Origin of the sequence: Alteribacter salitolerans, assembly GCF_016901055.1 — a bacterium.
In the GTDB taxonomy this organism is placed as follows: domain Bacteria; phylum Bacillota; class Bacilli; order Bacillales; family Salisediminibacteriaceae; genus Alteribacter; species Alteribacter keqinensis.
On sequence record NZ_JAFEUX010000002.1, the window covers coordinates 172,453 to 197,494 of the forward strand.

21 protein-coding genes and 1 riboswitch are annotated in these 25,042 nt (G+C 48.7%); of the genes, 18 read left to right on the forward strand and 3 right to left on the reverse strand.

Translation table 11 applies throughout. The annotated features are described in order from the left end of the window. Window positions 1–157: 157 nt before the first annotated feature. Window positions 158–1,465 (reverse strand): YheC/YheD family protein, encoded by a 1,308-nt coding sequence (locus JSY36_RS03985; RefSeq protein ID WP_205165343.1) that lies wholly within the window; start codon window positions 1,463–1,465, stop codon window positions 158–160. 170 nt (window positions 1,466–1,635) lie between these two features. Further along, window positions 1,636–1,737, forward strand: a riboswitch (purine riboswitch). Window positions 1,738–1,927: 190 nt separating this feature from the next. Between JSY36_RS03985 and purE the strand changes: the two genes are divergently transcribed. The 12 genes from purE to purD all read left to right on the forward strand — a co-directional run bounded on the left by purE (window position 1,928) and on the right by purD (window position 15,524). Next, complete coding sequence (gene purE, locus JSY36_RS03990; RefSeq protein ID WP_205165344.1) at window positions 1,928–2,413, forward strand: 5-(carboxyamino)imidazole ribonucleotide mutase; 486 nt, start codon at window positions 1,928–1,930, stop codon at window positions 2,411–2,413. Beyond that, window positions 2,410–3,558, forward strand: a complete 1,149-nt coding sequence (gene purK / locus JSY36_RS03995) for a 5-(carboxyamino)imidazole ribonucleotide synthase (RefSeq protein WP_205165345.1) — start codon at window positions 2,410–2,412, stop codon at window positions 3,556–3,558. Before purE ends, purK begins: the two co-directional genes overlap by 4 nt. Then, window positions 3,555–4,853: an adenylosuccinate lyase gene (gene purB / locus JSY36_RS04000; protein WP_205165346.1), complete on the forward strand. Its 1,299-nt coding sequence runs from the start codon at window positions 3,555–3,557 to the stop codon at window positions 4,851–4,853. The genes purK and purB overlap by 4 nt, the downstream gene beginning before the upstream one ends. Before the next feature lie 282 nt (window positions 4,854–5,135). Further along, window positions 5,136–5,852, forward strand: a complete 717-nt coding sequence (gene purC / locus JSY36_RS04005; RefSeq protein WP_205165347.1) for a phosphoribosylaminoimidazolesuccinocarboxamide synthase — start codon at window positions 5,136–5,138, stop codon at window positions 5,850–5,852. Beyond that, entirely contained in the window at window positions 5,852–6,106 is a 255-nt protein-coding gene (gene purS, locus JSY36_RS04010; protein WP_205165720.1) for a phosphoribosylformylglycinamidine synthase subunit PurS, read from the forward strand. Before purC ends, purS begins: the two co-directional genes overlap by 1 nt. Next, window positions 6,103–6,786, forward strand: coding sequence for a phosphoribosylformylglycinamidine synthase subunit PurQ (gene purQ, locus JSY36_RS04015; protein ID WP_205165348.1), 684 nt, complete (start codon window positions 6,103–6,105; stop codon window positions 6,784–6,786). The genes purS and purQ overlap by 4 nt, the downstream gene beginning before the upstream one ends. Further along, window positions 6,770–8,998, forward strand: a complete 2,229-nt coding sequence (gene purL, locus JSY36_RS04020) for a phosphoribosylformylglycinamidine synthase subunit PurL (RefSeq protein WP_205165349.1) — start codon at window positions 6,770–6,772, stop codon at window positions 8,996–8,998. The genes purQ and purL overlap by 17 nt, the downstream gene beginning before the upstream one ends. Then, window positions 8,974–10,386, forward strand: coding sequence for an amidophosphoribosyltransferase (purF, locus tag JSY36_RS04025; RefSeq protein WP_205165350.1), 1,413 nt, complete (start codon window positions 8,974–8,976; stop codon window positions 10,384–10,386). Before purL ends, purF begins: the two co-directional genes overlap by 25 nt. A gap of 15 nt (window positions 10,387–10,401) precedes the next feature. Continuing rightward, window positions 10,402–11,454: a phosphoribosylformylglycinamidine cyclo-ligase gene (gene purM / locus JSY36_RS04030; protein WP_205165351.1), complete on the forward strand. Its 1,053-nt coding sequence runs from the start codon at window positions 10,402–10,404 to the stop codon at window positions 11,452–11,454. After that, on the forward strand, window positions 11,451–12,032 hold the full coding sequence (purN, locus tag JSY36_RS04035; protein WP_205165352.1) for a phosphoribosylglycinamide formyltransferase: 582 nt from the start codon (window positions 11,451–11,453) through the stop codon (window positions 12,030–12,032). The genes purM and purN overlap by 4 nt, the downstream gene beginning before the upstream one ends. A gap of 647 nt (window positions 12,033–12,679) precedes the next feature. Next, entirely contained in the window at window positions 12,680–14,215 is a 1,536-nt protein-coding gene (purH, locus tag JSY36_RS04040) for a bifunctional phosphoribosylaminoimidazolecarboxamide formyltransferase/IMP cyclohydrolase (RefSeq protein ID WP_205165353.1), read from the forward strand. Between the two features lie 13 nt (window positions 14,216–14,228). After that, a complete protein-coding gene (gene purD, locus JSY36_RS04045; protein ID WP_205165354.1) occupies window positions 14,229–15,524 on the forward strand; it encodes a phosphoribosylamine--glycine ligase in 1,296 nt (431 codons plus the stop codon). Here the strand turns inward: purD and JSY36_RS20910 are convergent. Both JSY36_RS20910 and JSY36_RS04050 read right to left on the reverse strand, forming a co-directional pair. Continuing rightward, window positions 15,475–15,585 carry an EYxxD motif small membrane protein gene (locus tag JSY36_RS20910; protein ID WP_419466026.1) on the reverse strand — a complete coding sequence of 37 codons (111 nt, stop codon included), beginning with the start codon at window positions 15,583–15,585 and terminating at the stop codon, window positions 15,475–15,477. The two genes, purD and JSY36_RS20910, sit on opposite strands and share 50 nt — an antisense overlap. A gap of 488 nt (window positions 15,586–16,073) precedes the next feature. Continuing rightward, a complete protein-coding gene (locus JSY36_RS04050; RefSeq protein WP_122900464.1) occupies window positions 16,074–16,322 on the reverse strand; it encodes a YgaP family membrane protein in 249 nt (82 codons plus the stop codon). 128 nt (window positions 16,323–16,450) lie between these two features. On the opposite strand from JSY36_RS04050, the gene JSY36_RS04055 reads away from it, so the two are divergent. From JSY36_RS04055 to ligA, 6 genes are all read left to right on the forward strand, one after another. After that, window positions 16,451–18,193 (forward strand): adenine deaminase C-terminal domain-containing protein, encoded by a 1,743-nt coding sequence (locus JSY36_RS04055; protein WP_205165355.1) that lies wholly within the window; start codon window positions 16,451–16,453, stop codon window positions 18,191–18,193. A gap of 31 nt (window positions 18,194–18,224) precedes the next feature. Further along, on the forward strand, window positions 18,225–19,292 hold the full coding sequence (locus JSY36_RS04060) for a DUF3048 domain-containing protein (protein WP_205165356.1): 1,068 nt from the start codon (window positions 18,225–18,227) through the stop codon (window positions 19,290–19,292). A 31-nt stretch (window positions 19,293–19,323) separates the two neighbouring features. Then, the gene (locus JSY36_RS04065) at window positions 19,324–19,629 is read left to right on the forward strand and encodes a YerC/YecD family TrpR-related protein (RefSeq protein WP_122900470.1); all 306 of its coding nucleotides are present in this window, start codon (window positions 19,324–19,326) and stop codon (window positions 19,627–19,629) included. A 347-nt stretch (window positions 19,630–19,976) separates the two neighbouring features. Then, the gene (gene pcrB / locus JSY36_RS04070; protein ID WP_205165357.1) at window positions 19,977–20,663 is read left to right on the forward strand and encodes a heptaprenylglyceryl phosphate synthase; all 687 of its coding nucleotides are present in this window, start codon (window positions 19,977–19,979) and stop codon (window positions 20,661–20,663) included. Between the two features lie 69 nt (window positions 20,664–20,732). Continuing rightward, the gene (pcrA, locus tag JSY36_RS04075) at window positions 20,733–22,994 is read left to right on the forward strand and encodes a DNA helicase PcrA (RefSeq protein ID WP_205165721.1); all 2,262 of its coding nucleotides are present in this window, start codon (window positions 20,733–20,735) and stop codon (window positions 22,992–22,994) included. Between the two features lie 12 nt (window positions 22,995–23,006). Further along, complete coding sequence (gene ligA / locus JSY36_RS04080) at window positions 23,007–25,013, forward strand: NAD-dependent DNA ligase LigA (protein WP_205165358.1); 2,007 nt, start codon at window positions 23,007–23,009, stop codon at window positions 25,011–25,013. Window positions 25,014–25,042: the final 29 nt, after the last annotated feature.

Below are 25,042 nucleotides of genomic sequence, written 5' to 3' on the forward strand. Positions count from 1 at the left end.
CTGTTCGTCACTCCTTTCCACACACTATATTCAATGGAGGCGGAAGTGTGTAAGCAGTTGTTTCCAGCGGATAAATCAGGCAGGAAGGTAAGGCAGCAGTTGATGATGGAGGCACATAAAAAGACCTCAACCTGGGCTAAACCGGAGTTGAGGCAGATTAAAATTCAGTAAGAGATTTGGCGTAATGAAAAGGTGTAGGAAGGATGTTCTTTGAAATAATTGATTCGTCATCAGGAAGTGGTTCTTTAATATCAGCTGCATAACGTACTTGAACTTCCAGCAGCCAGATTTTCAATTTATTGTCTACGGCAAGGTCGACCGCCACGTCCCCGAGAAAAAAGTTCCTCTTTCTCTCAAAGAGGGTAAGGACCTCCCGACACAAGACTTCAGCTTCTTTTAATTTTGCAGATGCTTCAGATTGAGGTAATGAGTAATAAAAGGAAAGAGCCTCTTCCCCTGTAACAATGTGTTTACGGTAAGGATAGTTGGTCACAATTACTCGTTTGTCGGCTACTTTTCCTGATATAGCCGAGGCCTGCCAGACGTGTTCGCTGTTTTTTTGCATATATACCCGAAAATCGAGCCTGTGCCCTTTAAATATCGTATCGATCGCCTGTTGGACAAGGAGATGCTTATGTTTTTTTCTTTTGAAAAAAGCCGTCAATGCTTTGGTGTTTTTTATATAGGCTGCCTTTCCATTCGTGTCATACACTTGATAACCTGCATTCTTATTACAAACATAATGTATACCTCTTCCACGGGATAGGTTAACAGGCTTTACATATACGCCGGAATACTTTGTGAGCATTCTTTTTATGGACCTTCCTCCGTTATACGTGATGGAATGAGGGAGGTGTGTTCTTAACGTGCTTGAAGGGAGAGGGATAATCTTCCGTAAAGAATCTTTGGTAATGGGGAATGGTGTATAGTTAAACAATTTTCCTTTTAGAAAGTGATTAAAGTATACAAACTCCTGCTTCGACAATTTTACTCTTGTATAGAGAACAGAAGGGAGGGGAAACGTTCCTTCAGTAAATACATCGTCTGCAGGATTATAGTAATACCCGTGAATAATCCGCTTATGGAAATTGATATTCTTTTTATTAAAGAAATAAATTAATCCTTTCACGTGTTCGTAATCAGTAAATCGTTCTTTTAGCCTTTGAGGATTGTTATAAAAATACCTGGAAGGAATAAACCCTATCACTGGCCCGATAAACAGCTCTTTATTGCTTACATAGCTGTCAAAAGGCAGCGCGGGAATCTGTATCTTCTCTGAAAAGAACGGGGAAATACGAATTACATCTGATTTCAAACTGTTATTAATGTCAATGCGGTAGCGTACTTTAGAAGCTCCCAGATGAACGATAGTGGAATCAAATGAAAATTGATGAAGAAACAGGGTTTTCTCATTCATTATCAGAATGGGTTCCTGTATAGAATTATCAATAATAACTTCCGGCATCGTTTACCTCCTCTCTTGTCTTGTATAATATACTCGAGTGCAAAAAGCATGATTGTGCCATGACCCAGACAGTGTAGGTGGGTCGAAATCCGAACGATGAATTAAAGTGTCGAGGTTATCGTTCGATTTTAGTTGACACCAACCCCGTTCCCTTGTTACGATGTAACCGATAAAACGAATTGAACAGACCTCATATAATCTCGGGAATAGGGCCCGAAAGTCTCTACCTGGCGACCGTAAATCGCCGGCCTATGAGGACGATCAGTATACGTGAGTGCGAGAGCAGACAATAAGGCAGCGAACCGTCCGTAGTTTACAGACGAACAGTTTCGAATTATGCCACCGGTCTGTCTAGTAACGGGAACGTGTGCGTTTGTCCTCTTACGGGCAAATGGACACGTTTTTTGTTTTTCATAGATCTCTACACAAAACAAAATCCCCAGCAGAAAGAAGGTTTTCGCTATGGCAAAAGTCGGTGTGATTATGGGTTCAATATCAGACTGGGACACGATGAAGCACGCAACAGACGTTCTCGAAGAACTTTCAGTTCCATATGAGAAAAAAATCGTCTCGGCCCACCGGACGCCGGATCTTATGTTCGAATACGCAGAAACGGCAAAAGAGCGGGGGCTTGAAGTGATCATCGCCGGAGCAGGGGGAGCCGCGCACCTTCCAGGGATGGTTGCTGCAAAAACTCTTCTTCCCGTTATCGGTGTCCCGGTCCAGTCCAAAGCATTGAACGGCCTTGATTCCCTCCTCTCCATCGTACAGATGCCAGCCGGGGTTCCTGTTGCGACAGTGGCGATCGGGAAAGCGGGAGCAGCAAATGCCGGCCTTCTAGCAGCCCAGCAGCTTGCGGTTCACGACGACCAAATCGCGGACAAATTGCAGCAGCGTCGTGACAATAAACGAGAAGAAGTGATGGAAAGCGGGGCGAATCTTCTATGACGAGAGTGCTACCCGGAAAAACGATCGGCATCCTCGGCGGCGGACAGCTTGGAAGAATGATGGCACTCTCCGCCCGGGAAATGGGCTACCGTATCGCAATACTTGAGCCGGGCAAAGGCTCACCTGCAGGCCAGGTCGCAGACACGGAAGTCATGACAGCATACAACGACGTAAAGGGTGCTGAAGAACTTGCCCAAAAAGCCGACGTGATTACCTATGAATTCGAAAACATCGACGCCAATACAGCATCCTGGCTTGAAGAGAATGCAAACTTTCCCCAGGGAAGCAATCTTCTCGCTATTTCCCAGGACCGTCTCGAGGAAAAGAAAGCCATTACTTCCTTCGGTGTGCCCGTTGCCCCTTATGAAGAGGTGAACACCATTGAAGAGCTCTACTCAGCTACAGGCAAGCTTGGCTATCCTTCGGTGTTGAAAACAACCCGCGGGGGCTATGATGGGAAAGGGCAGGCCGTTATCCAAAGCCCTGCCGATCTTCTCGAAGCCTGGAACGTACTTGAAGGGAAAGGCCCGTTCGTCCTTGAGAAATGGATTTCCTTCACTAAAGAACTGAGCGTGATCATTACCCGGAGCGTCTCAGGCAGCACGAGCGTGTTTCCTGTTGCGGAAAATGTGCACCAGAACAATATTCTTCATCAGACGATCGTCCCGGCAAGAATCTCAGGCGGCGTTCAGGCAGCGGCTGTTGCTCTGGCAGAAAAGCTCGCTGAATCGTTTCGTCTTGTTGGCACACTGGCTGTTGAACTGTTTCTTACGGAAGACGATGAGCTTTACGTAAACGAACTGGCACCGCGGCCCCACAACTCCGGTCATTTTACGATCAATGCCTGTGATACCTCACAGTTTGAACAGCACGTGAGAGCCGTATGTGACCTGCCCCTCGGAAAGACGGATTTACTAAAGCCTGCTGTGATGGTTAATATATTAGGGGAGCATGTACCGAGAATCCTTGAAAAAATGGACGACTTTCCGAAAGGCCATCTGCACCTGTATGGGAAAGAAGCAGCCAAACCCGGCCGCAAGATGGGGCATTTAACCATTCTTGGGGACAATATTGAAGAGATCCTCGTGCGCATCAACTCCTCCCCAATCTGGAGAGAACAACAAGTAATGGAGGCAAATCAATGATTGAACGTTATACCCGCCCGGAAATGGGCGCAATCTGGACTGATGAAAACCGCTATCAGGCATGGCTTGAAGTGGAAATCAAAGCCTGTGAAGCATGGGCTGAACTAGGCGACATCCCCAAGGAAGACGTAGCAAAAATCCGTGAAAACGCAGGTTTTGATGTGGACCGTATCCTTGAAATTGAAGCGGAAACCCGTCACGATGTTGTGGCATTTACCCGCGCCGTATCGGAAACCCTCGGAGAAGAACGCAAGTGGGTTCACTACGGCCTTACAAGCACAGACGTGGTTGACACGGCTCTTTCCTATTTATTAAAACAGGCAAACGACATCATCCTTAAAGATCTTGAGCGCTTTGTGGACATTCTGAAAGACAAAGCAATTGAACATAAAGACACCGTCATGATGGGGCGCACTCACGGGGTTCACGCAGAACCGACCACATTCGGCCTGAAGCTTGCCCTCTGGTACGAAGAAATGAAGCGTAACATGGAGCGGTTCAAGCAGGCAGCAGACACCGTCCGCGTCGGAAAGCTTTCAGGAGCTGTCGGTACATACGCGAACATCGACCCGTTCGTCGAGCGTTACGTATGTGAAGGACTCGGACTTGAAGCAGCGACGGTTTCAACACAGACCCTGCAGCGGGACCGCCACGCCCACTATATGGCGACACTTTCGTTAATCGCCACATCCATTGAGAAAATGGCCGTAGAGATTCGGGGACTGCAGAAAACAGAAATGCGCGAGGTTGAAGAGTTTTTCGCAAAAGGGCAAAAAGGCTCTTCAGCCATGCCTCACAAGCGGAACCCGATCGGTTCTGAGAATATGACGGGCTTAAGCCGTGTCATCCGGGGCCACATGATGACCGCTTATGAAAATGTACCGCTCTGGCATGAAAGAGACATTTCCCATTCTTCTGCGGAACGCATCATACTGCCGGATGCCACAATCGCCCTGAACTATATGCTTAACCGTTTCGGCAACATCGTGAAAAATCTCACGGTGTTTCCGGAAAACATGAAGCGCAACATGGGACGCACGTTCGGTCTCATTTACTCTCAGCGCGTGCTCCTTTCCCTCATCGACAAAGGCCTTGTCCGCGAAGAAGCGTACGACCTTGTCCAGCCTAAAGCGATGGAAGCCTGGGAAAAGCAAGTGCCGTTTCGGGAGCTTGTGGATGCTGATGAAAAGATCACAAACCTGCTTTCAAAAGAAGAGCTCGATGAGTGCTTCGATTACCGTCACCACTTAACACACGTGGATACAATCTTTGAACGCTGCGGATTAACAAAATAACAAAAACGGTTTTGAAAAGAATGGTGAAAGTTGCTGATTTCCTTCACAGGGAAAATAGAAGGATGCTGGCTCCAAGCCCGAGACTCCTGCTGAAGTGGGGGCCAAGGCAAGACCCCGGAGCGCAACGCGCGAGGAGGCTTGCCGGCACCTCCGCGGAAAGCGAAGGGCTTGGAGACAGCATCAACACCCATTCAACAGTAAAAAAAGTGGGCCCATATGGACCCCTTACAACCAATCGTATTGCCAATATTATGAATCTTCGTACATCAAAGGAGGACTCACATGTCTGATCAAGCGTGTTTATACGAAGGGAAAGCAAAGCGAATCTATGAAACTGACGATCCGAACGTCTACCGCGTCGTCTATAAGGACGAAGCCACAGCCTTTAACGGTGAAAAAAAAGACGTACTCGATGGCAAAGGACGCTTGAATAACGAGATCAGCAGTCTCGTATTTTCAAAGCTTCACGAAGCCGGTATCGCGAACCATTTCATTGAGCGCCTTACAGAAACCGAGCAGCTCGTAAAGAAGGTCCGAATCATTCCTCTGGAAGTCGTAGTCAGAAACGTGGCAGCCGGAAGCCTGGTAAAACGCCTCGGCCTGAAAAGAGGAGAACGATTCCCTGAGCCGATCATCGAATTTTATTACAAAGACGATGAGCTCGGCGATCCACTCATCAACACCGACCACATCGCCTACTTAAAGCTTGCCGCCGATGAAGAACTCAGCCGGATCCGTAAAGACGCCATACGGGTAAACAACGTACTCACGTCTCTTTTCAAAGAAGCCGGAATCACCCTCGTTGACTTCAAACTGGAATTTGGCAGAGATGAAAACGGTAGTGTGCTCCTGGCTGACGAAGTGTCACCGGATACGTGCCGTCTGTGGGATGAAAAAACAGGGGATTCACTGGATAAAGATTTGTTTCGCTTTCAACTCGGAGATTTAAACAAAGGGTATGAAACCATACTTACACGCTTAGGAGGAGTTCAGCAATGATGTATGAAATTCAAGTATTTGTCACGTTAAAGGAAGCCGTTTTAGACCCCCAGGGAAAAGCAGTGAATCACTCGCTCAATCAGCTCGGCTACAGTGAGGTAGAGGATGTACGGATCGGAAAAGTCCTGACCCTTACAATGAACGGAGAAAAAGAAATGGTTGAAGCCCGAGTAACAGAAATGTGTGACAAGCTCCTTGCCAACCCGGTTATTGAAGATTATCGCTTCGAAATAAAGGAGGCCCTCACCCAATGAAGTTTGCCGTTGTCGTCTTTCCAGGATCGAACTGTGACATTGACATGTACCATGCCATAAAAGACGAACTCGGTGAAGAGGCCGCCTATGTGGATTATCGGGAAACGAGTTTAAAAGACTATGATGCGGTTCTTTTACCAGGCGGGTTTTCCTACGGTGATTACTTACGCTCCGGTGCCATTGCTGCCCGTCTGCCGATTGCAGCGGGGATTAAAGAAGCAGCCGAAGCCGGGAAGCCGGTCCTCGGTGTGTGCAACGGATTTCAGGTTCTTCTTGAACTCGGGCTCCTCCCTGGAGCGATGCGCAGAAACCGTCAGCTTACATTTATCTGTAAGCCGGCAACCCTCATCGTAGAAAACAACCAGACTGTCTTTACCTCAACATACGAAAACGGCCAGTCCATCTCTATCCCTGTTGCCCACGGCGAAGGAAACTACTTCTGCGACGAAGAAACCCTGGCAGAGCTGAAAGAAAACAATCAAATTGCCTTCACATATAAAGAAGACATGAACGGTTCCATCGATAACATCGCCGGTATTACAAACGAGCGTGGCAATGTCCTTGGCATGATGCCTCACCCGGAACGGGCTGTCGACGATCTTCTCGGCTCCTCAGACGGGCTTCACATGTTTCAGTCATTACTCAAGCAATGGAGGGAATCCCATGCAATTACTTCATGAACCGTCGCCGCAGCAGATTAAAGACGAAAAGCTCTACTCGGAAATGGGACTCACAGATACCGAGTTTCAAATGGTTGAAGATATCCTCGGCCGACTGCCGAACTTTACAGAAACAGGCTTGTTCTCGGTCATGTGGTCGGAACACTGCAGCTATAAAAACTCCAAAGTCCTTTTGAAAAAATTCCCGGTTGAAGGGGAACGTGTCCTTCAAGGCCCTGGTGAAGGGGCGGGAATCATCGATATCGGTGACGATCAGGCTGTCGTGTTTAAAATCGAATCCCACAATCACCCGTCTGCCATCGAGCCCTACCAGGGGGCAGCTACAGGAGTAGGGGGAATTATCCGTGACGTGTTCTCCATGGGAGCCCGGCCGGTAGCTCTGTTAAACTCCCTGCGCTTTGGGGAACTTGGAACACCCCGGGTAAACTACTTATTCGAGCAAGTCGTAGCAGGTATTGCAGGGTACGGCAACTGTATTGGAATCCCAACGGTCGGGGGAGAAGTCCAGTTTGACCCCTGCTATGAAGGGAATCCCCTCGTGAACGCCATGTGTGTCGGGCTTATCGACCATAAAGATATTCAAAAGGGCCAGGCAAAAGGTGTCGGCAATCCCGTTATTTATGTAGGGGCAAGCACCGGGAAAGACGGAATTCACGGGGCGACCTTTGCTTCTGAAGAGCTGAACGAAGGAAGTGATGCAAAGCGCCCTGCAGTCCAGGTAGGCGATCCGTTTATGGAAAAACTCCTTCTGGAAGCGTGCCTTGAAGTTGTGAAAAACGACGCTCTCGTAGGGATTCAGGACATGGGCGCTGCGGGGCTCACTTCGTCTTCAGCGGAAATGGCGAGTAAAGCCGGATCCGGTATTGAAATGGACCTGGACGCCGTACCACAGCGGGAAAAAGGCATGACACCTTATGAAATGATGCTCTCTGAATCACAGGAACGGATGCTTCTGGTGGTGAAAAAAGGACGGGAAGACGAAATCATTTCCATCTTTGAGCGCCACGGGCTGCTTGCGAAAGTCGTTGGAAAAGTAACGGATGACAAGACGCTTCGCCTGACTCATCAAGGGCGCGTTGCTGCGGAAGTACCGGTAGATGCCCTCGCAGAAGAAGCACCGGTTTATCACAAACCGTCTACGGTCCCGGCTTACTATGAAACGTTCCAGAAACAGGACACTCCTGTTCCACAAATAGAAGACATGAAAGAAACGTTACTCTCTCTTTTATCCCAGCCAACGATCGCAAGTAAAGAGTGGGTGTACGATCAGTACGACTATATGGTCCGCACCAATACGGTGGTAATGCCGGGATCAGATGCAGCTGTTCTTCGCATCCGCGGCACGAAAAAAGCCCTTGCCATGACAACAGACTGCAACTCCCGCTATCTTTACCTGGACCCGGAAGTGGGCGGGCAGCTTGCCGTAGCGGAAGCCGCGCGTAACCTCGTCTGTTCCGGTGCGAAACCTCTTGGTGTAACGGATTGTTTAAATTACGGAAGTCCGGATCGTCCGGAAATCTTCTGGCAGCTTGAAAAATCCACTGACGGTCTGAGTGAGGCCTGCCGCGCACTTGAAACGCCGGTAATTGGCGGAAACGTCAGTCTGTACAACGAACGAAGCGGCGAGGCGGTTTATCCGACGCCGGTAATCGGGATGGTCGGCCTGATTGAAGATCTTGCTCATATTACAACCCAGCAGTTTAAGAACGAAGGAGATATCATCTATCTTGTAGGCGAAGCACGCCCTGACTTCGGAGGAAGCGAACTGCAGAAGCTCAAGGACGGCAATATTTCCGGACAGCCGCCAATGATTGATTTAGCCGTGGAAAAACAGCGTCAGTCAGACGTTCACGAAGCGATCAAAGCAGGCGCTGTCGCCTCTGCCCATGATCTGGCAGAAGGAGGCCTTCTCGTTGCTTTAGCCGAGTCCATGATGAAAACAGGCTTCGGGGCAAACGTCACCATCGGAGATGACCTGGTCACTGAAAGCTTCAGTGAAACACCGTCACGCTACCTGATCAGTGTAAGAAAAGAAAACCGTGAACAATTTGAGGGCATGGTAAATGATGCTTTATTAATCGGCGAAGTCACAGGGGAAGCGCAGTTGAATGTGTTTGGAAAAGCAGGTGAAACGGTTCTGTCAGCCCAGACATCTGAATTAGAGAAAGCTTGGAGAGGGGCGATTCCGTGTTTGCTGAAATCAAAGGCTTAAACGAAGAATGCGGTGTGTTTGGTATTTGGGGTCACGAAGAAGCCTCCCGCATTGCCTACTATGGTCTGCACAGTCTGCAGCATCGTGGTCAGGAAGGGGCGGGCATTGTCGTTTCCGACGGTGAAAAACTGCGGATCCGTAAAGGTCTCGGCCTGGTAAATGAAGTGTTTAATGATGAAAATTTAAAAGCATTAACAGGACACGCCGCTGTCGGTCACGTGCGGTATACAACAGCAGGAGACAGCGATCTGTTAAACTGTCAGCCTCTTTTGTTTAACTCCCAGACGGGAAGCCTGGCTGTTGCTCATAACGGCAATCTCGTAAACGCCAATGCCTTAAAGCATCAGCTGGAAAGACAGGGCAGCATTTTTCAGACCACATCGGACACGGAAGTCTTTGCCCACCTCATTAAGCGAAGCGGCTATGAATTGCCCGAGGAACGTCTCATGAACGCCCTCACGATGGTGAAAGGAGCGTATGCCTTCATGGCCATGACAGAAGAGCAGCTCATGGTCGCCCTCGATCCGAACGGGCTTCGTCCGCTCTCTTTAGGACGTCTTGGTGATGGCTATGTGGTAAGTTCTGAGACGTGTGCGTTTGATATTATCGGTGCGGAATACATTCGTGAAGTGGAACCCGGGGAAGTGCTGATCATTAATGATGAAGGCGTCCGGAGTGAACGGTTTTCCTTTTCGGCGAAAAAATCAATCTGCTCGATGGAGTACGTTTATTTTGCCAGACCGGACAGCCACCTCGATCAGATTAATGTTCATACTGCGCGGAAAAACCTCGGCAAGGAACTGGCCATGGAAGCACCTGTTGAAGCAGATGTGGTTACAGGTGTGCCGGACTCAAGTATCTCGGCAGCCATCGGCTACGCAGAGCAGACAGGGATTCCCTACGAGCTCGGTCTGATCAAAAACCGCTACGTGGGCCGGACATTTATTCAGCCCTCCCAGCAGCTTCGGGAACAAGGGGTAAAAATGAAGCTCTCTGCCGTTAGGGGAGTAGTCGAAGGAAAGCGTGTCGTCATGGTCGATGATTCAATTGTCCGTGGCACTACAAGCCGACGGATCGTCAAACTATTAAAGGAAGCAGGGGCAAAGGAAGTGCACGTGCGAATCAGCGCACCACCGATCAAAAACCCTTGTTTCTACGGTATTGACACCTCCACTAGCGGAGAACTGATCGCGTCGTCCAAGACCGTTGAGGAAATCGAAGCAGAAATTGGTGCCGATTCACTTCGTTATTTATCTGTAAACGGCCTGATGGACGGGATCGGCCGTCCGAAAGAGATGGAAAACTGCGGGCAGTGTCTCGCGTGCTTCACGGGAGAGTACCCGACTGAAATTTATCCGCACACAATGCATCCTTACGAAAAAGTGTAATCAAGGGAGGACCCTATGTCTAAAGCCTATAAACAAGCTGGTGTAAACATCGAAGCCGGATACGAATCCGTAAACCGAATGAAGAGTCACGTGACACGGACCCGCCGCCCTGAAGTCATGGGGGGTCTCGGCGGTTTCGGCGGGATGTTTGACCTGTCCCAAAAAGGATACAAAGAACCTGTGCTTGTGTCAGGAACCGATGGAGTGGGAACGAAGCTCATGGTGGCACAGGAAACAGGTATTCACGATACGATTGGGATCGATGCTGTCGCTATGTGTGTAAATGACATTGTTGTTCAAGGAGCGGAACCGCTTTTTTTCCTCGACTACCTGGCTCTCGGTGAAAATAAACCGGACGTGGTAGAGAAGATTATCAAAGGCATTGCTGATGGCTGTGCAGAAGCAGGGTGCGCCCTTATCGGAGGGGAAACAGCAGAAATGCCGGGGATGTATGAGACTGATGAATATGATGTTGCAGGGTTTGTGGTCGGTGCAGCAGAAAAATCAGCTCTTATTGACGGCTCAGCCATTCAAGAGGGGGATGTCCTGATAGGTCTGCCTTCAAGCGGGCTTCACAGTAATGGTTTTTCTCTTGTAAGAAAAGTCATCGCTGACCGGGGAATCCGGTACTCTGATCCAATGCCCGACGATGAAGGGGGGAGAACGGTGGGAGAATGGATCCTCACACCGACTAAGATTTACGTGAAACCGGTTCTGTCCCTTGTAAAACAAGGTCTGTTAAAAGGTGCCGCCCACAACACCGGCGGGGGCCTTTATGAAAATGTACCGAGAATGCTTCCGGAAGGCGTGAAAGCGGTGGTAGACTCATCGGCCTGGCGAAAGCCTTCGATCTTCACGTGGATGGGTACTCTCGGCGGTATTGTGCAAAGAGATATGTACGAAACGTTTAATATGGGAATCGGGATGGTCCTTGCTGTAAGTGAAAATCAGGTCGTGGAAGCGATGTCCCTTTTAAAAGAAGCCGGAGAAGAGCCGGTACAGATCGGTAAAATTGAACGGGCCGGCGCTGGTGAAGCACCGGTCATCATTGAAGGAGTGTGCCTATGACCCGTCTGGCCGTGTTTGCTTCCGGAAGCGGCAGCAACTTTCAGGCGATCGTGGATGCAGTCAACGAAGGACTCTTTGATGCCGAAGTGGCCCTTCTTGTGTGCAACAAACCAGGTGCCAAAGTCATTGAAAGAGCAGAAACCGCAGGAATCCCGGTCTTTGTCACAAGCCCGGGGGATTACAGCAGTAAAGCAGAGTTTGAAAAAGCGATCGTCTCTAAGCTTGAAGAGAACAGATGTGAATGGATTATTCTTGCCGGTTATATGAGACTCGCAGGGCCGACCCTTCTCGAGCAGTATGAGGGGAGAATTGTCAACATTCATCCTTCCCTTTTGCCTGCGTTCCCGGGCCTTGATGCCATTGGCCAGGCCATGGATAAAGGGGTAAAAGTAACAGGTGTGACCGTTCATTATGTGGACAGCGGAATGGATACCGGTCCTATCATTGCCCAAAAAGCTGTTACAATAGAAGAAGGGGACACACGGGAAAGTGTCCAGAAAAAAGTGCAGAAAGTAGAACACATCCTCTATCCTCAGACCATCGGTGAGATTATTGCTTTATCAAAGAACGTTAAATAGCTGAAGTGTGTGGAAACACCCCTGCTGAAGTTCGGGACAGGTGAGATTCCACAGGAGTAAAGCAAGTGCCTTGATATATAAATTAAGATAAGTATACCTCTTCGCCAGTGAAGCGTTCTTTATTAAATGTGAAAATCTGGTGCCTTCTTTGTCAAGCGCAGCTGAACGCCAGGAACGAGACTCCTGCGGCAGTAGGAGCCAGGAGAGACCCCGCAGGGCAGTGCCCGAGGAGGCTCGCCGGCACCGCCGCGGAAAGCGAGCGGATGGCGTTCAGTGGAGCTCTGACGTAAGGTAAACTCATTTAAATTAATGTCAGCACTTCAGGCCTCATTTGTCGAAAAAAAGGTAACACACTCCGATTTTAAAAAAGTACTTATGCTGTGTTAAAGGACAACATTGTTTTAAAAAGTGTTGATTGGAGCGAATGCGCGACATTCCTGCGGGAAAAGCGAGTTCCGGGGAGACCCCCGCAAGCGCGCAACGCTGAAGATCGAGCCGCCCGTGGAGAGGGAGCGAAAAGAGCGCAAATCAACATCTGAGCGCATTCCGTTCAACGAAGCTACTGAAATACAAGAAAGGGTTTAGCACCCGTGTCATCATTCTTTTACAGAGCAGCCTTACCAAACAAGCCAAGGAGGTTTCCATTCATGAATAAACGAGCATTGATCAGTGTATCGGATAAAACAGGAATTGAAGAACTGGCGAAGCGCCTGTCTGAAGCAGGTGTAGAAATTATCTCCACCGGCGGCACAAAGCGGGCTATTGAAGCCGCAGGTGTGAGTGCCATCGGGGTGGAAGAAGTGACCGGATTTCCGGAAATGATGGACGGCCGGGTTAAAACCCTTCACCCTCGTATTCACGGCGGTCTCCTTGCCCTTCGTGACAACGATGCTCATATGAGCGCCCTTGATGACCACAACATTGACACGATCGACATGGTGATCGTGAACCTCTACCCATTCCAGGCTACGATTGAAAACCCTGAAGCCACATTTGAAGATGCCATTGAAAACATTGATATCGGCGGCCCGTCCATGATCCGTTCAGCGGCTAAAAATCACCGTGATGTCGCGGTTGTCGTGGATCCTGCGGACTATACACGTCTTTTGGATGAGCTGGGCAGTGAGGGAGAGATCTCTCCTGAGTTTAAGCAGAAGCTGGCGGCAAAAGCCTTCCGCCATACTGCTTCATATGACGCCCTTATTGCCGAGTACTTGACAGAGCATGCGGGAGAAGAATATCCCGAGACTCTCACCGTCACGTATAACAAAAAACAGTCTCTGCGATACGGGGAGAACCCGCACCAGCAGGCGGCGTTTTACGAGCGCCCTCTCGGCAAGCAGACGTCAATCGCAAGAGCCGAGCAGCTTCAGGGAAAAGAGCTCTCCTATAACAATATTAACGACGCAGATGCAGCCATTGGTGTTGTAAAAGAATTTACGAAGCCCGCTGTAGCGGCGATTAAACATATGAATCCGTGCGGTGTGGGAATCGGGGAAACGATTGAAGAAGCGTTCCAAAAAGCGTACGAAGCAGATTCCATTTCCATTTTCGGCGGTATTATTGCCTGTAACGGGGAAGTAGACAAACAGACGGCTCTCAAAATGAAAGAGATTTTCCTTGAGATTGTCATTGCCCCTTCTTTTACGGAAGAAGCAGCTGCAGTACTGAGTGAAAAGCCGAACCTTCGTCTGCTGACGATCTCCTTTAAGGATGCCCAGTCGATGGAGCAGCGGATCAGCACTGTATCCGGGGGAGCGCTTGTCCAGGATACGGATACCCTCAGTTTTGAAGACGTGGAAACAACGATTCCAACTAAACGCAAACCAACGGATGAAGAGCTTCGTCAGCTTGAGATGGCCTGGAAAGTAGTAAAACACGTGAAATCAAATGCCATCGTCCTTGCCACAGAAGACAGTACAATCGGTGTCGGCGCAGGCCAGATGAACCGTGTAGGTGCAGCGAAAATCGCACTTGAACAGGCAGGGGAAAAAGTAAAAGGGGCTGTTCTCGCATCCGATGCCTTTTTCCCAATGGGCGACACAGTAGAAGCAGCAGCTCAGGCCGGCATTCGCGCCATCATCCAGCCGGGCGGCTCAAAACGGGATCAGGAATCCATTGATAAGGCAGATGAATACGGTGTGGCCATGATCTTTACAGGCGTACGCCACTTTAAGCATTAAAGGAGGAACCGGGATGAAAGTACTCGTGATCGGAAAAGGCGGACGTGAGCATGTGCTCTGCTGGTCTTTTGCCAAAAGCCCCTATGTGAAAGAGGTCATAGCTTTGCCGGGAAGTGACGGGATCAGCTCTGTGGCACGATGTGTGGATATCGCTGAAGATGCCCACGAAGAAATCGTGAGCCTTGTGAAAAAAGAGCTGGTGGACCTTGTGGTAATCGGACCGGAAGCCCCTCTTGTTGCCGGACTTGGCGACCGCCTCACTGAAGAAGGCATTCGTGTTTTCGGCCCTTCACAGCAGGCGGCCCGGGTGGAAGGAAGCAAAGAGTTTGCAAAAGAAATGATGAGGAAGTACGACATCCCTACAGGGGAATATGACGTATTTGATTCGCTCACAGATGCGAAAGCCTACGTGGAAAAAAAAGGAACACCGATTGTAATTAAAGCGGACGGACTGGCTGCAGGAAAAGGTGTTGTCGTAGCCATGAACGAAGAGCAGGCGATGGAAGCACTGGAGCAAATGCTGGATGAAAAGCACTTTGGGGAAGCAGGATCCCGCGTGGTCATTGAAGAGTACCTTGAAGGGGAAGAATGCTCTTTAATGGCGTTTGTAAACGGAGAGACAGTTATTCCTATGGTTCCGGCTCAGGATCACAAACGTGCGTACGATGGTGACCTTGGCCCTAATACCGGGGGGATGGGAGCATATTCCCCCGTTCCTCATATCAGTAATCAGGTGATCAGGGAAGCCGAGACACAGATTGTCAGGAAAATGGCTTATGCACTGAAACAGGAAAACAGTTTGTTTACAGGAGTCTTGTATGCGGGGCTCATGATTACAAAAGACGGGCCGAAAGTGATTGAGTTTAATGCCCGTTTCGGGGATCCCGAAGCCCAGGTCGTGCTTCCGCGGCTGCTTACACCTCTGGACGAAGTGATTTTCAGTGTGCTGAAAAATCAGGAAATGGAAGTGGAGTGGTCTGAGGAAGCGGTCATGGGCGTCGTCCTTGCATCTGAAGGCTATCCGGGCCCTTATGAGAATGGTGTGCCGGTAAATGAACATCTATTATCGGAAGCTGCGGGACCGTTTTTCCATGCAGGTACCAAAAAAACAGCTGACGGCTGGATTACAGCCGGAGGGCGTGTAGGAATCGTGACAAGCATGAATACTTCTTTATTAAAGGCGCAGCAAGCGATTTACAGTGTCCTTGAACAAGACCCGTCAGAAGGTCTCTTTTACCGGAGCGATATCGGCAGCCGGGCTATTTCGGCCTCGTACGCCGGCGCTTCATCACCAGATAAAAAACAGTAACGAGACTGCCCAGAACAAGCAGGTACAAAAATACGGTATCTGTAGCATATTCCCAAAGCATAGTATGACTCCTTTCGATTTCAATCCGTTTGTGGATGCTGTTGTGGGGTCCGGGGCTCTCTGTGAAAAGGCGAGTACAGGGAGACAGCAACTACTTTTTTTAGGCTGCCTTGAAAATACAATTTAGGAAGTAGCCAACTTCATTGAAATTCAGCTTCTTTGAACGGAATATGCTCCCTTTCCGCGGACTCGTGCCGAGCCTCCTCGGGGCTTTGCCCCTGTGGGGTCTCGTCTCTCTCGCACTTCCGCAGGAGTGTCGCATATTCCGTTCAACTACGCATAACGCCTTATGAAGACCAGAGGATAAAGGTAACACAGGCGAAAAAACTTCCGGAGCATGTGCCCGGGTGAGACCCCGGGGTTGCAGAGCAGTGCCCTGAGCGGAAATCAACACCTGAGTTAAACAGCCCCCTTTTTTTAACTAGCGCCTATACTAAAATGTTAGAGGGTGTCCATTTACCGGGCACCCTCTTTTTCAGGCCATGGACCCTATGACGGATTCATCGGTCCAATATCAAAGTCATCTTCTGACATCTTTTCGGCCTGTTCTTCAACGGCATACGTCACCGGACAGAATTTTGTAATCCCTTCCGCTACTTTCATAGCTCCGATAATAGCTACAAAAAGTGGTGTTCCTTTGTGACAGCGGCGTCCCATTTTAGCTGTTGCCCACGCGAGGAGCGTAAACCCCAGAGTCAGTCTGATCATGGCATTGACAATTCCGATATTCGGTCTCATTATTGAACCCTCCTGTTACTGTTTTTGGATAATTTGAAGTTCTTTGATGATTTAAATAGATAAAAGTGTTACGATAAATAAAACGTAAACGTTCTGTTTACCCATACTAAAATGTTCAGGTGATCACAATGTCCAATCAACCAATACAATGGTCAAAAAAACAAATACGCGAGCAGCTGGAAGTAGTCAAAGGAAATCTTCCGCCTACGAAAGTGATTGAAAATGCAAAATGGCTGAACAGTATCACGAAAAAGTGGAGCTCCGGGAATATCTGGATCCACCGTGACCGGATCGTGTACGTAGGTTCTGACATGCCTTCTTGTACTGACGGTACAGACATTGAAAACGTGAACGGTGCCCCTGTTGTGCCGGGCTATATTGAACATCATGCACATCCATTTCAGTTATATCATCCCCTGAGCCTTGCCAGGTATGCATCAGAAAGAGGAACAACCACGCTCATCAGTGATAACATGAAGCTGTTTTTACATTTACCAAAAAAGAAAGCGTTTACATTTATAGAGGAGCTGCAGAAATCTCCCGTACTCATGCTCTGGTGGGCAAGGTACGATGCCCAGACCGCACTCAATGAACATGACAAATACTTTTCCTATAAAAATGTGATGGACTGGCTTCATCACCCATATGTTGTACAAGGGGGAGAATTAACCGACTGGCCTTCCGTTCTTCACGGTGATGACGCAATGCTTCAATGGATGCAGGAAACAAAGGCAAAAGGCATGCCGATTGAGGGACATCTTCCAGGAGCGGGGGAAAAAACCCTCACACAAATGGCTCTCGCAGGTGTGGACTGCGACCATGAGGCAATGACCGGCGAGGAGCTGCTGCGGCGTCTGAATCTTGGGTATACCTGTTCCATGCGGTACTCTTCGATTCGCCCTGATCTGCCCGGCCTTCTTGATACGGTGAGGGAAGAAGGTTTAAGCAGCAGTGACAAACTGCTAATGACAACGGACGGCTCGCCTCCAAAGGTCATGCAGGAAGGGGTCATGGACCGCGTTATCCAGCTTGCCATCGACAAAGATATTCCATTTATTGATGCCATTAACATGTGCACTTATAATGTAGCAAGACACTACCGCCTTGACCACGTCCTCGGAATGATTGCACCGGGGAGACTGGCAAACATCAACATCCTCCAGTCTGAAACCGATCCGACCCCTGTTTCTGTTCTTGGAAAAGGAGAATGGATTGTAAAGGACAACGAAGTGTTAAATCACATTCCTGACCCTGAATGGCCACGTTTTGGATTCAAGCCGTTTACACTCAGCTGGGACCTGACAATGGAAGACCTCCAGTTTTCCATGCCCCTTGGAATTGAAATGGTTAATGATGTCATCATGAAACCGTACCGCCCGGAAGTGGATCTGATGAGTGATGAGATCGGCGGGAAAAAGGATGAATGTTATTTTGTCCTGGCAGACCGGCACGGAAAATGGCGTGTAAACACCGTGATTAAAGGATTCGCAGACAGTCTTTACGGCATGGCCAGCTCCTACTCCAATACAGGAGACATCATTTTGATCGGAAAAAGTAAAGAAGGTCTTCTCGACGCATTTCAGGCACTCAAGAACCAGGGTGGAGGCATCGTTGTTGTAGGGCAAGAAGGAACCGAAGCTTCGATTCCCCTGGTTATTAACGGCGCCCTGTCGGATAAAGAGCTCAAAGATATTGCCGCAGAAGAAGAGCATCTCGTCCGCGTACTTTCTGAAAAAGGCTATGCCTATGGAGACCCGGTGTATTCACTTCTTTTCTTCTCGGCTACACACCTGCCGTATGTGAGGGTCACCCAAAAAGGGATTTATGATGTGAAACAGAAAAAAGTACTCTTTCCTTCGATTATGCGTTAAACTATAAAAGTATAAAGGGGTAAGAAAGATCATGATTGCAAGTAAAAAGCGGGTGTTTTTATGCGGTGCCATTGCGTGTATGTTACTAACCGGAGCCTGCAGTAAAAATGAAGCAACCGGAACCGAATTAGATGAAGCAGATGATATAGCAGCAGAAACAACAGTGGACGAGGACGAAGACCCTGTAATCGAAAACGCCCCTTACACTGAACCGTTAACAGGAATCGGAACGGAAGAAGAACTGACCCGAAGTGCTTTTGGTGTGATGATTGAAAACTCCACCCATGCCAGACCCCAGACGGGACTTTATCAGGCGGATGTGGTTTACGAAGTGCTGTCAGAAGCGAGCATCACACGATTTCTCGCTTTCTACCACAGTCAGGAGCCTGACACCATCGGTCCTGTAAGAAGTGCCCGGGATTATTATGTTCATTTAAATAAAGGATACGGCGCCATTTATGTATCAGCCGGAGGGAGTCCAGACGGCCTGGCCCTTGCTGAAGGCAGCTATGTTCCTTTTATCAGCGGACTCGCCTATGACGGGCGTTACTTTACCCGCTCATCAGACCGGAGTGCCCCGCACAATATGTATACAAGTTTTTCAAACCTTGAAGCAGCTGCAGAAAAACTCGGCTATGATATGAACAATGTTCCGCCGTCACTTCCCTACACTTCCGATCAGCCCGAGGGTAAAAAAGCGGACCGTTTTGAAGTGAAATACGGCAGTACAAGCAATAACGTTCAATACGCTTACGATGAAGAACTTGGCGGGTTCCGCCGTTCAAACGGGGGCGTACCGACAGAAGACGCAGCCAACGGCACGCCTGTTGCACCGAAAAACGTCTTCGTACTGGAATCCTCACACCGGGTCATTGACGACGCCGGTAGACGGGATATCGATCTTTCGTCGGGAGGAAAAGCGTACCTCTTTCAAGAAGGAGTAATGCAAGAGCTTGAATGGCGCAATGAAAACGGCGTTATTCTTCCTTATAAAGATAACGAGCCTGCAGGTTTTGTACCTGGCCAGACATGGATTAACATTGTTCCGAAAGAAAACGGAGGGCTTTCTTCGCACGTGGCGATTGAAGGTATGGAGTAGCAGGCCAGCCACCAAAGAAAGGATGACCGACATGCAAATCAACAAATTAAGAGGAAAAGAACTCGATCAGCTCTTTAATGCGATTCTAAGCCTGAAAGACTCTGAAGAATGCTATCAATTTTTCGATGATCTTTGTACGATGAACGAAATTCAATCCCTTGCCCAGCGTCTGGAAGTGGCACGCATGCTGATGGACGGGGACACGTATCAGAAGATCGAAAAAGACACGGGGGCGAGCACCGCAACGATCTCCCGGGTAAAACGGTGCATTAACTACGGAAATGACGGCTATCGCATGGCACTGGATCGGGTAAAAGAAGAACAGGAAGCAAAATAATTATAAAAAGACAGGCGCATTCTGCTTTGATTAGCAGGGTGCGTTTTTTATGGAGAACTTTAGGGGTTTTATGGAGAGTTCGGAGTGTTTATGCAGAATTCACGGGGTTTTATGGAGAACTTCCGGCCGTTTATGCAGACTTTTGAGCCACTTAAAGAGAATTCATCACAATTCGACACGCGCCCCCTCCAAGAAAAATCCACAAAACAACTCCCGATACTAATGAGACTAGCCATTATTTTTGATATACTTATGTGATGAATTGATTAGGCTATACGTAAACGCAGCCTGCAGGAGAACCTCTGCCGGGCGCATACTAACGGAAAAAGAAGCTGGAGGATATGACCATGCTTGAATATCAGGACTGGAAGCATGTTTTTAAACTGGATCCGAATAAAGAAATAGACGATGAAGCCCTCGAGGCCATTTGTGAATCAGGAACGGACGCAGTGATCGTTGGCGGAACAGACGGTGTTACTGAAGACAACACGCTTGATCTTTTGATGCGCATTCGCCGCTACTCTGTGGCCTGTGCCCTTGAAGTGTCCAATCTGGATGCTGTTACACCCGGGTTTGACTACTACCTGATCCCATCTGTTCTCAATACGAAAAACGCGGACTGGATGAACGGCCGCCATCATGAGGCGATTAAGAATCTCGGCCCGATCATGAACTGGGATGAAGTACTCTCGGAAGCTTACTGTATTTTAAATGGGGATGCGAAAGTAGCAAAGCTGACAGAAGCGGTCACGTCCCTCGATGAAGACGATGTGATTGCCTATGCCCGAATGACCGAGCACCTTATTCACATGCCGATCTTTTATCTTGAATACAGCGGAACCTACGGAAATCCGGAATTTGTAAAAGCCGCGAAAAACGTTCTGAAGACTACAAGGCTCTTTTACGGCGGTGGGATTACAAACAAAGCCCAGGCAGCCGAAATGGCGGAACATGCCGATACGGTCGTTGTGGGGAACGTCATTTATACCGATTTAAAGCAGGCATTAAAAACCGTTGATGCCGTCAAAAAGTGAGTGTACAACCGACCTTAACTAGGCTAAACTGGTATTAAATAAGAACATACGTTTGGATGGTGATTGATGATGGAACGTGTAACAAACGATCTGCTGTCAGGATTGAACCCTGAACAGCAGAAAGCTGTGAAACATTCAGCCGGTCCTCTTTTAATTATGGCCGGGGCGGGAAGTGGAAAAACCCGGGTGCTTACTCACCGTATAGCCTACCTTCTTGGGGAAAAAGGAGTAGCACCGTGGTCTGTTTTGGCGATCACATTTACGAACAAAGCATCACGGGAGATGAAAGACCGTATTTCCAAAATTATTGGAGGGCCGGGGGCAGAAGATATCTGGATTTCCACATTTCACTCCATGTGTGTTCGTATGCTCAGACGCGACGTAGACCGGATCGGAATTAACCGCAATTTCACAATTCTGGACGGATCAGATCAGGTTACTGTGATGAAACGTCTTATGAAAGAGCACAATATTGATACGAAGAAGTTTGAACCAAGAAGCATCCTCGGCTCGATCAGCTCAGCTAAAAACGAACTGAAAACACCGAAGGATTACGCAAAAACAGCAAACGGCCCTTACGAAGATACCGTTGAAAAGATGTATACGGCCTATCAGAAAGAACTGAAGAAAAACTCGGCCATGGACTTTGATGATCTGATCATGCAGACAATCGAAATGTTCAAAAAGGTACCTGAAGTTCTCGAATTCTACCAGCGCAAATTTCAGTACGTGATGGTGGACGAGTATCAGGATACAAACAAAGCACAGTATATGCTTGTGAAAATGCTTGCGGACCGTCATAAAAACATCTGCGTCGTAGGTGACTCTGATCAGTCAATCTACCGCTGGCGCGGGGCCGACATTCAGAACATCCTCTCCTTCGAAAAGGATTACCCGAATGCAACCGTCATTATGCTGGAACAGAATTACCGCTCAACGAAGACGATTCTGAAGGCAGCCAACGACGTAATTCAGAACAACGCCAGCCGAAAGCCGAAGAACCTGTGGACGGAAAACGATGACGGGGACAAGCTTGCCCTTTATGAAGCTGACAACGAGCACGACGAAGCCCAGCATATCGTCGGGAAAGTAAAAGAAATGCTCGACTCGGGTAAATATACCGAGTCAGATATTGCCGTTCTTTACCGGACAAACGCACAGTCCCGTGTGATTGAGGAGATGTTCGTGAAATCAAACGTCAACTACACCATCGTTGGCGGTACGAAGTTCTATGACAGAAAAGAAATCAAAGACGTCCTTGCCTACCTCCGGGTAATGGCGAACCCTGACGACGATATCAGCCTGAGACGGATCATCAACGTGCCAAAACGAGGCATCGGTGCGTCGACTCTTGTAAAAATCGAGCAGTTTGCAGCGATGCAGGATGTTTCGATTTACCGTGCTCTTCAGGATGTTCGTGAAATCGGACTCAGCGCCCGGGCTGCCAACGCCCTCTCTGAATTTATCAGCCAGCTCACAAACTGGGTCCAGATGCAGGACTACCTGTCTGTAACGGAGCTCGTGGAAGAGCTTCTCGAGAAAACGGGTTACCGTGCCATGCTCAAAAACGACAAAAGTCTTGAAGCAGAGAGCCGGCTGGAGAACATCGACGAGTTTTTATCCGTTACGCAGGATTTTGAAAAGACAAACGAAGATAAGTCACTCGTAGCCTTTTTAACAGACCTCGCTCTCATTGCCGATATCGATAAAGTAGATGATGAAGACGAGGATAAAAATGGCGAGCAGATTATTCTCATGACCCTTCACTCTGCCAAAGGTCTTGAGTTTCCAGTCGTGTTTCTGATCGGTATGGAAGAAGGGGTCTTCCCTCACAGCCGGTCTCTTATGGAAGAAGTGGAGATGGAAGAAGAACGGCGCCTTGCCTACGTGGGGATCACCCGTGCCGAAAAAGAGCTGTATCTTTCCCGTGCTCGGATGCGGACCCTTTACGGCCGGACAAACATGAATCCACCATCCCGCTTTTTAAGCGAGATTCCGGAAGACCTTCTTGATTCCTTAAAAGAAGAAAAGCCAGCACCTGCGTGGATGAAAACGTCCCGTTCAGCAGGTTCAGCAGGAACTCGCATGTCGGGTCAGCCAGGCCGTGCGCCGGGTGCCACGGCAAGAGCTCAGATGCGTACGTCTACCACCACAACAGGAGGCGACTCATTCTCCTGGTCGGTGGGAGATAAAGCTGCCCATAAAAAGTGGGGAACGGGCACTGTGGTAAGTATGAAAGGGGAAGGCGAGAACGTAGAGCTTGATATTGCGTTCCCTGAAGTGGGGATCAAGCGTCTTTTCGCGAAGTTTGCCCCGATAACAAAGCAGTAAGGTGGGAACCCCATGGATCGTAACGAAGCAAAAACACAACTCAATCACTTAACGGATACGTTAAACGAATATGCCTATCACTATTATGTTCTCGATATACCAAAAGTGTCAGATGCGGAGTATGACCAGCTCCTCCGTGATCTCATTGATCTGGAAGAGCAGTATCCCGAACTTAAACGGGACGACTCCCCGAGCGAGCGTGTAGGCGGAGAGATTCTCGACCGGTTTCAAAAAGTGCAGCATGATGTTCCGATGCTCAGCCTCTCAAACGCTTTTAATGATGAGGATCTCCGTGACTTTGACCGTCGTGTCCAGCAAAATACCGGCCGCCCCCACCGCTACAGCTGTGAACTTAAAATTGACGGTCTTGCTGTAACGTTAAAGTATGAAAAAGGCCGCTTTATCCTAGGTGCTACCCGTGGGGACGGTACAGTGGGGGAAGACATTACGAGTAATCTGAAGACAATTCCTTCCATTCCTCTTCGTTTAAATGAAGAAGTGGACATTGAGGTCCGTGGAGAAGCGTTTATGCCGAAGCGGTCCTTTGAGCGCCTGAATGAAGCGAAAGAAGAAAAGGGAGAGCAGCTGTTTGCGAACCCGCGGAATGCGGCTGCCGGTTCTCTTCGCCAGCTGGACCCGAAAATTGCAGCGAAACGAAATCTTGATATTTTCGTCTATTCTATTGGACAGCTGAAAGGGAAAGAAGTGGATTCCCATTACGAAGCTCTTCAGTATGTAGACCGACTAGGATTTAAGACAAACCGTGAACATAAGGTGTGCGACACTATTGACGACGTCATTGCCTATTGCGAAGGCTGGCTTGATAAACGGGCTGATCTTCCTTATGAAATTGACGGCATCGTGATTAAAGTGGACGACCTTGGTGCCCAGAAGGATCTTGGATTTACAGCAAAAAGCCCCCGCTGGGCGATTGCCTATAAATTTCCGGCTGAAGAAGTGATCACCACACTGGAAGATATTGAGCTGAACGTAGGAAGAACAGGTGTTGTCACACCGACAGCCGTTTTAACTCCGGTTGCCGTAGCCGGAACAACAGTAAAGCGTGCCTCTCTTCACAACGAAGACCTTATCCGTGAAAAAGATCTGAAGCTTGGAGATAAAGTAACAATTAAGAAAGCCGGTGACATTATCCCGGAAGTAATTAACGTCCTGACAGACCAGCGTACAGGGGACGAACGGGACTTTTCCATGCCTACCCACTGTCCGGAGTGTGAGAGTGAGCTGGAACGGATTGAAGGAGAAGTTGCTCTTCGCTGTATGAACCCGAAATGTCCCGCGCAGATAAGAGAAGGGCTTATTCACTTTGTATCCAGAAATGCCATGAACATTGACGGCCTTGGCGAGAGGGTCATTGCGCAGCTGTTTGCCCACGGTCTTGTCCACGATGTGGCTGACCTTTACCGCCTGGAAAAAGAAGAGCTGTTAAAGCTGGAGCGTATGGGAGAAAAATCAGTAGAAAATCTCCTGAACGCCATTGAAGCAACAAAAGAAAACAGTTTGGAAAAATTACTGTTCGGTCTCGGGATCCGTCATGTAGGAGCGAAAGCAGCTCAGACCCTTGCCCGGCATTTTGAATCAATGGACAATCTGCAGAAAGCAACCCAGGAAGACCTTATTGCCATTAATGAAATCGGGGATAAAATGGCAGACGCCATTGTCACTTACTTTGATAAACCTGAAGTGAGCGAGCTTCTTGAGGAACTGGCTGAAGCAGGTGTTAACATGACATACAAAGGTCCGAAGTTGATGGACACCGAAGAGTCTGACTCTGTTTTTGCAGGAAAGACAATCGTTCTTACCGGTTCCATGGAGCAGTTGACCCGTAATGAAGCGAAAAAGCAGATCGAACTGCTTGGCGGGAATGTGACAGGAAGTGTGAGTAAAAATACCGACCTCCTTATTGCAGGGGAAAAAGCCGGGTCGAAATTAAAGAAAGCACAGGATTTAAACATAGAAATATGGGATGAAGCGAGAATGCTGGAGGAATTAGGTAAATAATTCCTCTGTCGACACTGTGGTCCCATGTA

Bases quoted from the DNA above. Each gene is read 5' to 3' on its own strand.
- JSY36_RS03985 (WP_205165343.1), bottom strand. From the start codon at position 1,465: ATGCCGGAAGTTATTATTGATAATTCTATACAGGAACCCATTCTGATA.
- purE (WP_205165344.1), top strand. From the start codon at position 1,928: ATGGCAAAAGTCGGTGTGATTATGGGTTCAATATCAGACTGGGACACG.
- purK (WP_205165345.1), top strand. From the start codon at position 2,410: ATGACGAGAGTGCTACCCGGAAAAACGATCGGCATCCTCGGCGGCGGA.
- purB (WP_205165346.1), top strand. From the start codon at position 3,555: ATGATTGAACGTTATACCCGCCCGGAAATGGGCGCAATCTGGACTGAT.
- purC (WP_205165347.1), top strand. From the start codon at position 5,136: ATGTCTGATCAAGCGTGTTTATACGAAGGGAAAGCAAAGCGAATCTAT.
- purS (WP_205165720.1), top strand. From the start codon at position 5,852: ATGTATGAAATTCAAGTATTTGTCACGTTAAAGGAAGCCGTTTTAGAC.
- purQ (WP_205165348.1), top strand. From the start codon at position 6,103: ATGAAGTTTGCCGTTGTCGTCTTTCCAGGATCGAACTGTGACATTGAC.
- purL (WP_205165349.1), top strand. From the start codon at position 6,770: ATGCAATTACTTCATGAACCGTCGCCGCAGCAGATTAAAGACGAAAAG.
- purM (WP_205165351.1), top strand. From the start codon at position 10,402: ATGTCTAAAGCCTATAAACAAGCTGGTGTAAACATCGAAGCCGGATAC.
- purN (WP_205165352.1), top strand. From the start codon at position 11,451: ATGACCCGTCTGGCCGTGTTTGCTTCCGGAAGCGGCAGCAACTTTCAG.
- purH (WP_205165353.1), top strand. From the start codon at position 12,680: ATGAATAAACGAGCATTGATCAGTGTATCGGATAAAACAGGAATTGAA.
- purD (WP_205165354.1), top strand. From the start codon at position 14,229: ATGAAAGTACTCGTGATCGGAAAAGGCGGACGTGAGCATGTGCTCTGC.
- JSY36_RS20910 (WP_419466026.1), bottom strand. From the start codon at position 15,585: ATGCTTTGGGAATATGCTACAGATACCGTATTTTTGTACCTGCTTGTT.
- JSY36_RS04050 (WP_122900464.1), bottom strand. From the start codon at position 16,322: ATGAGACCGAATATCGGAATTGTCAATGCCATGATCAGACTGACTCTG.
- JSY36_RS04055 (WP_205165355.1), top strand. From the start codon at position 16,451: ATGTCCAATCAACCAATACAATGGTCAAAAAAACAAATACGCGAGCAG.
- JSY36_RS04060 (WP_205165356.1), top strand. From the start codon at position 18,225: ATGATTGCAAGTAAAAAGCGGGTGTTTTTATGCGGTGCCATTGCGTGT.
- JSY36_RS04065 (WP_122900470.1), top strand. From the start codon at position 19,324: ATGCAAATCAACAAATTAAGAGGAAAAGAACTCGATCAGCTCTTTAAT.
- pcrB (WP_205165357.1), top strand. From the start codon at position 19,977: ATGCTTGAATATCAGGACTGGAAGCATGTTTTTAAACTGGATCCGAAT.
- pcrA (WP_205165721.1), top strand. From the start codon at position 20,733: ATGGAACGTGTAACAAACGATCTGCTGTCAGGATTGAACCCTGAACAG.
- ligA (WP_205165358.1), top strand. From the start codon at position 23,007: ATGGATCGTAACGAAGCAAAAACACAACTCAATCACTTAACGGATACG.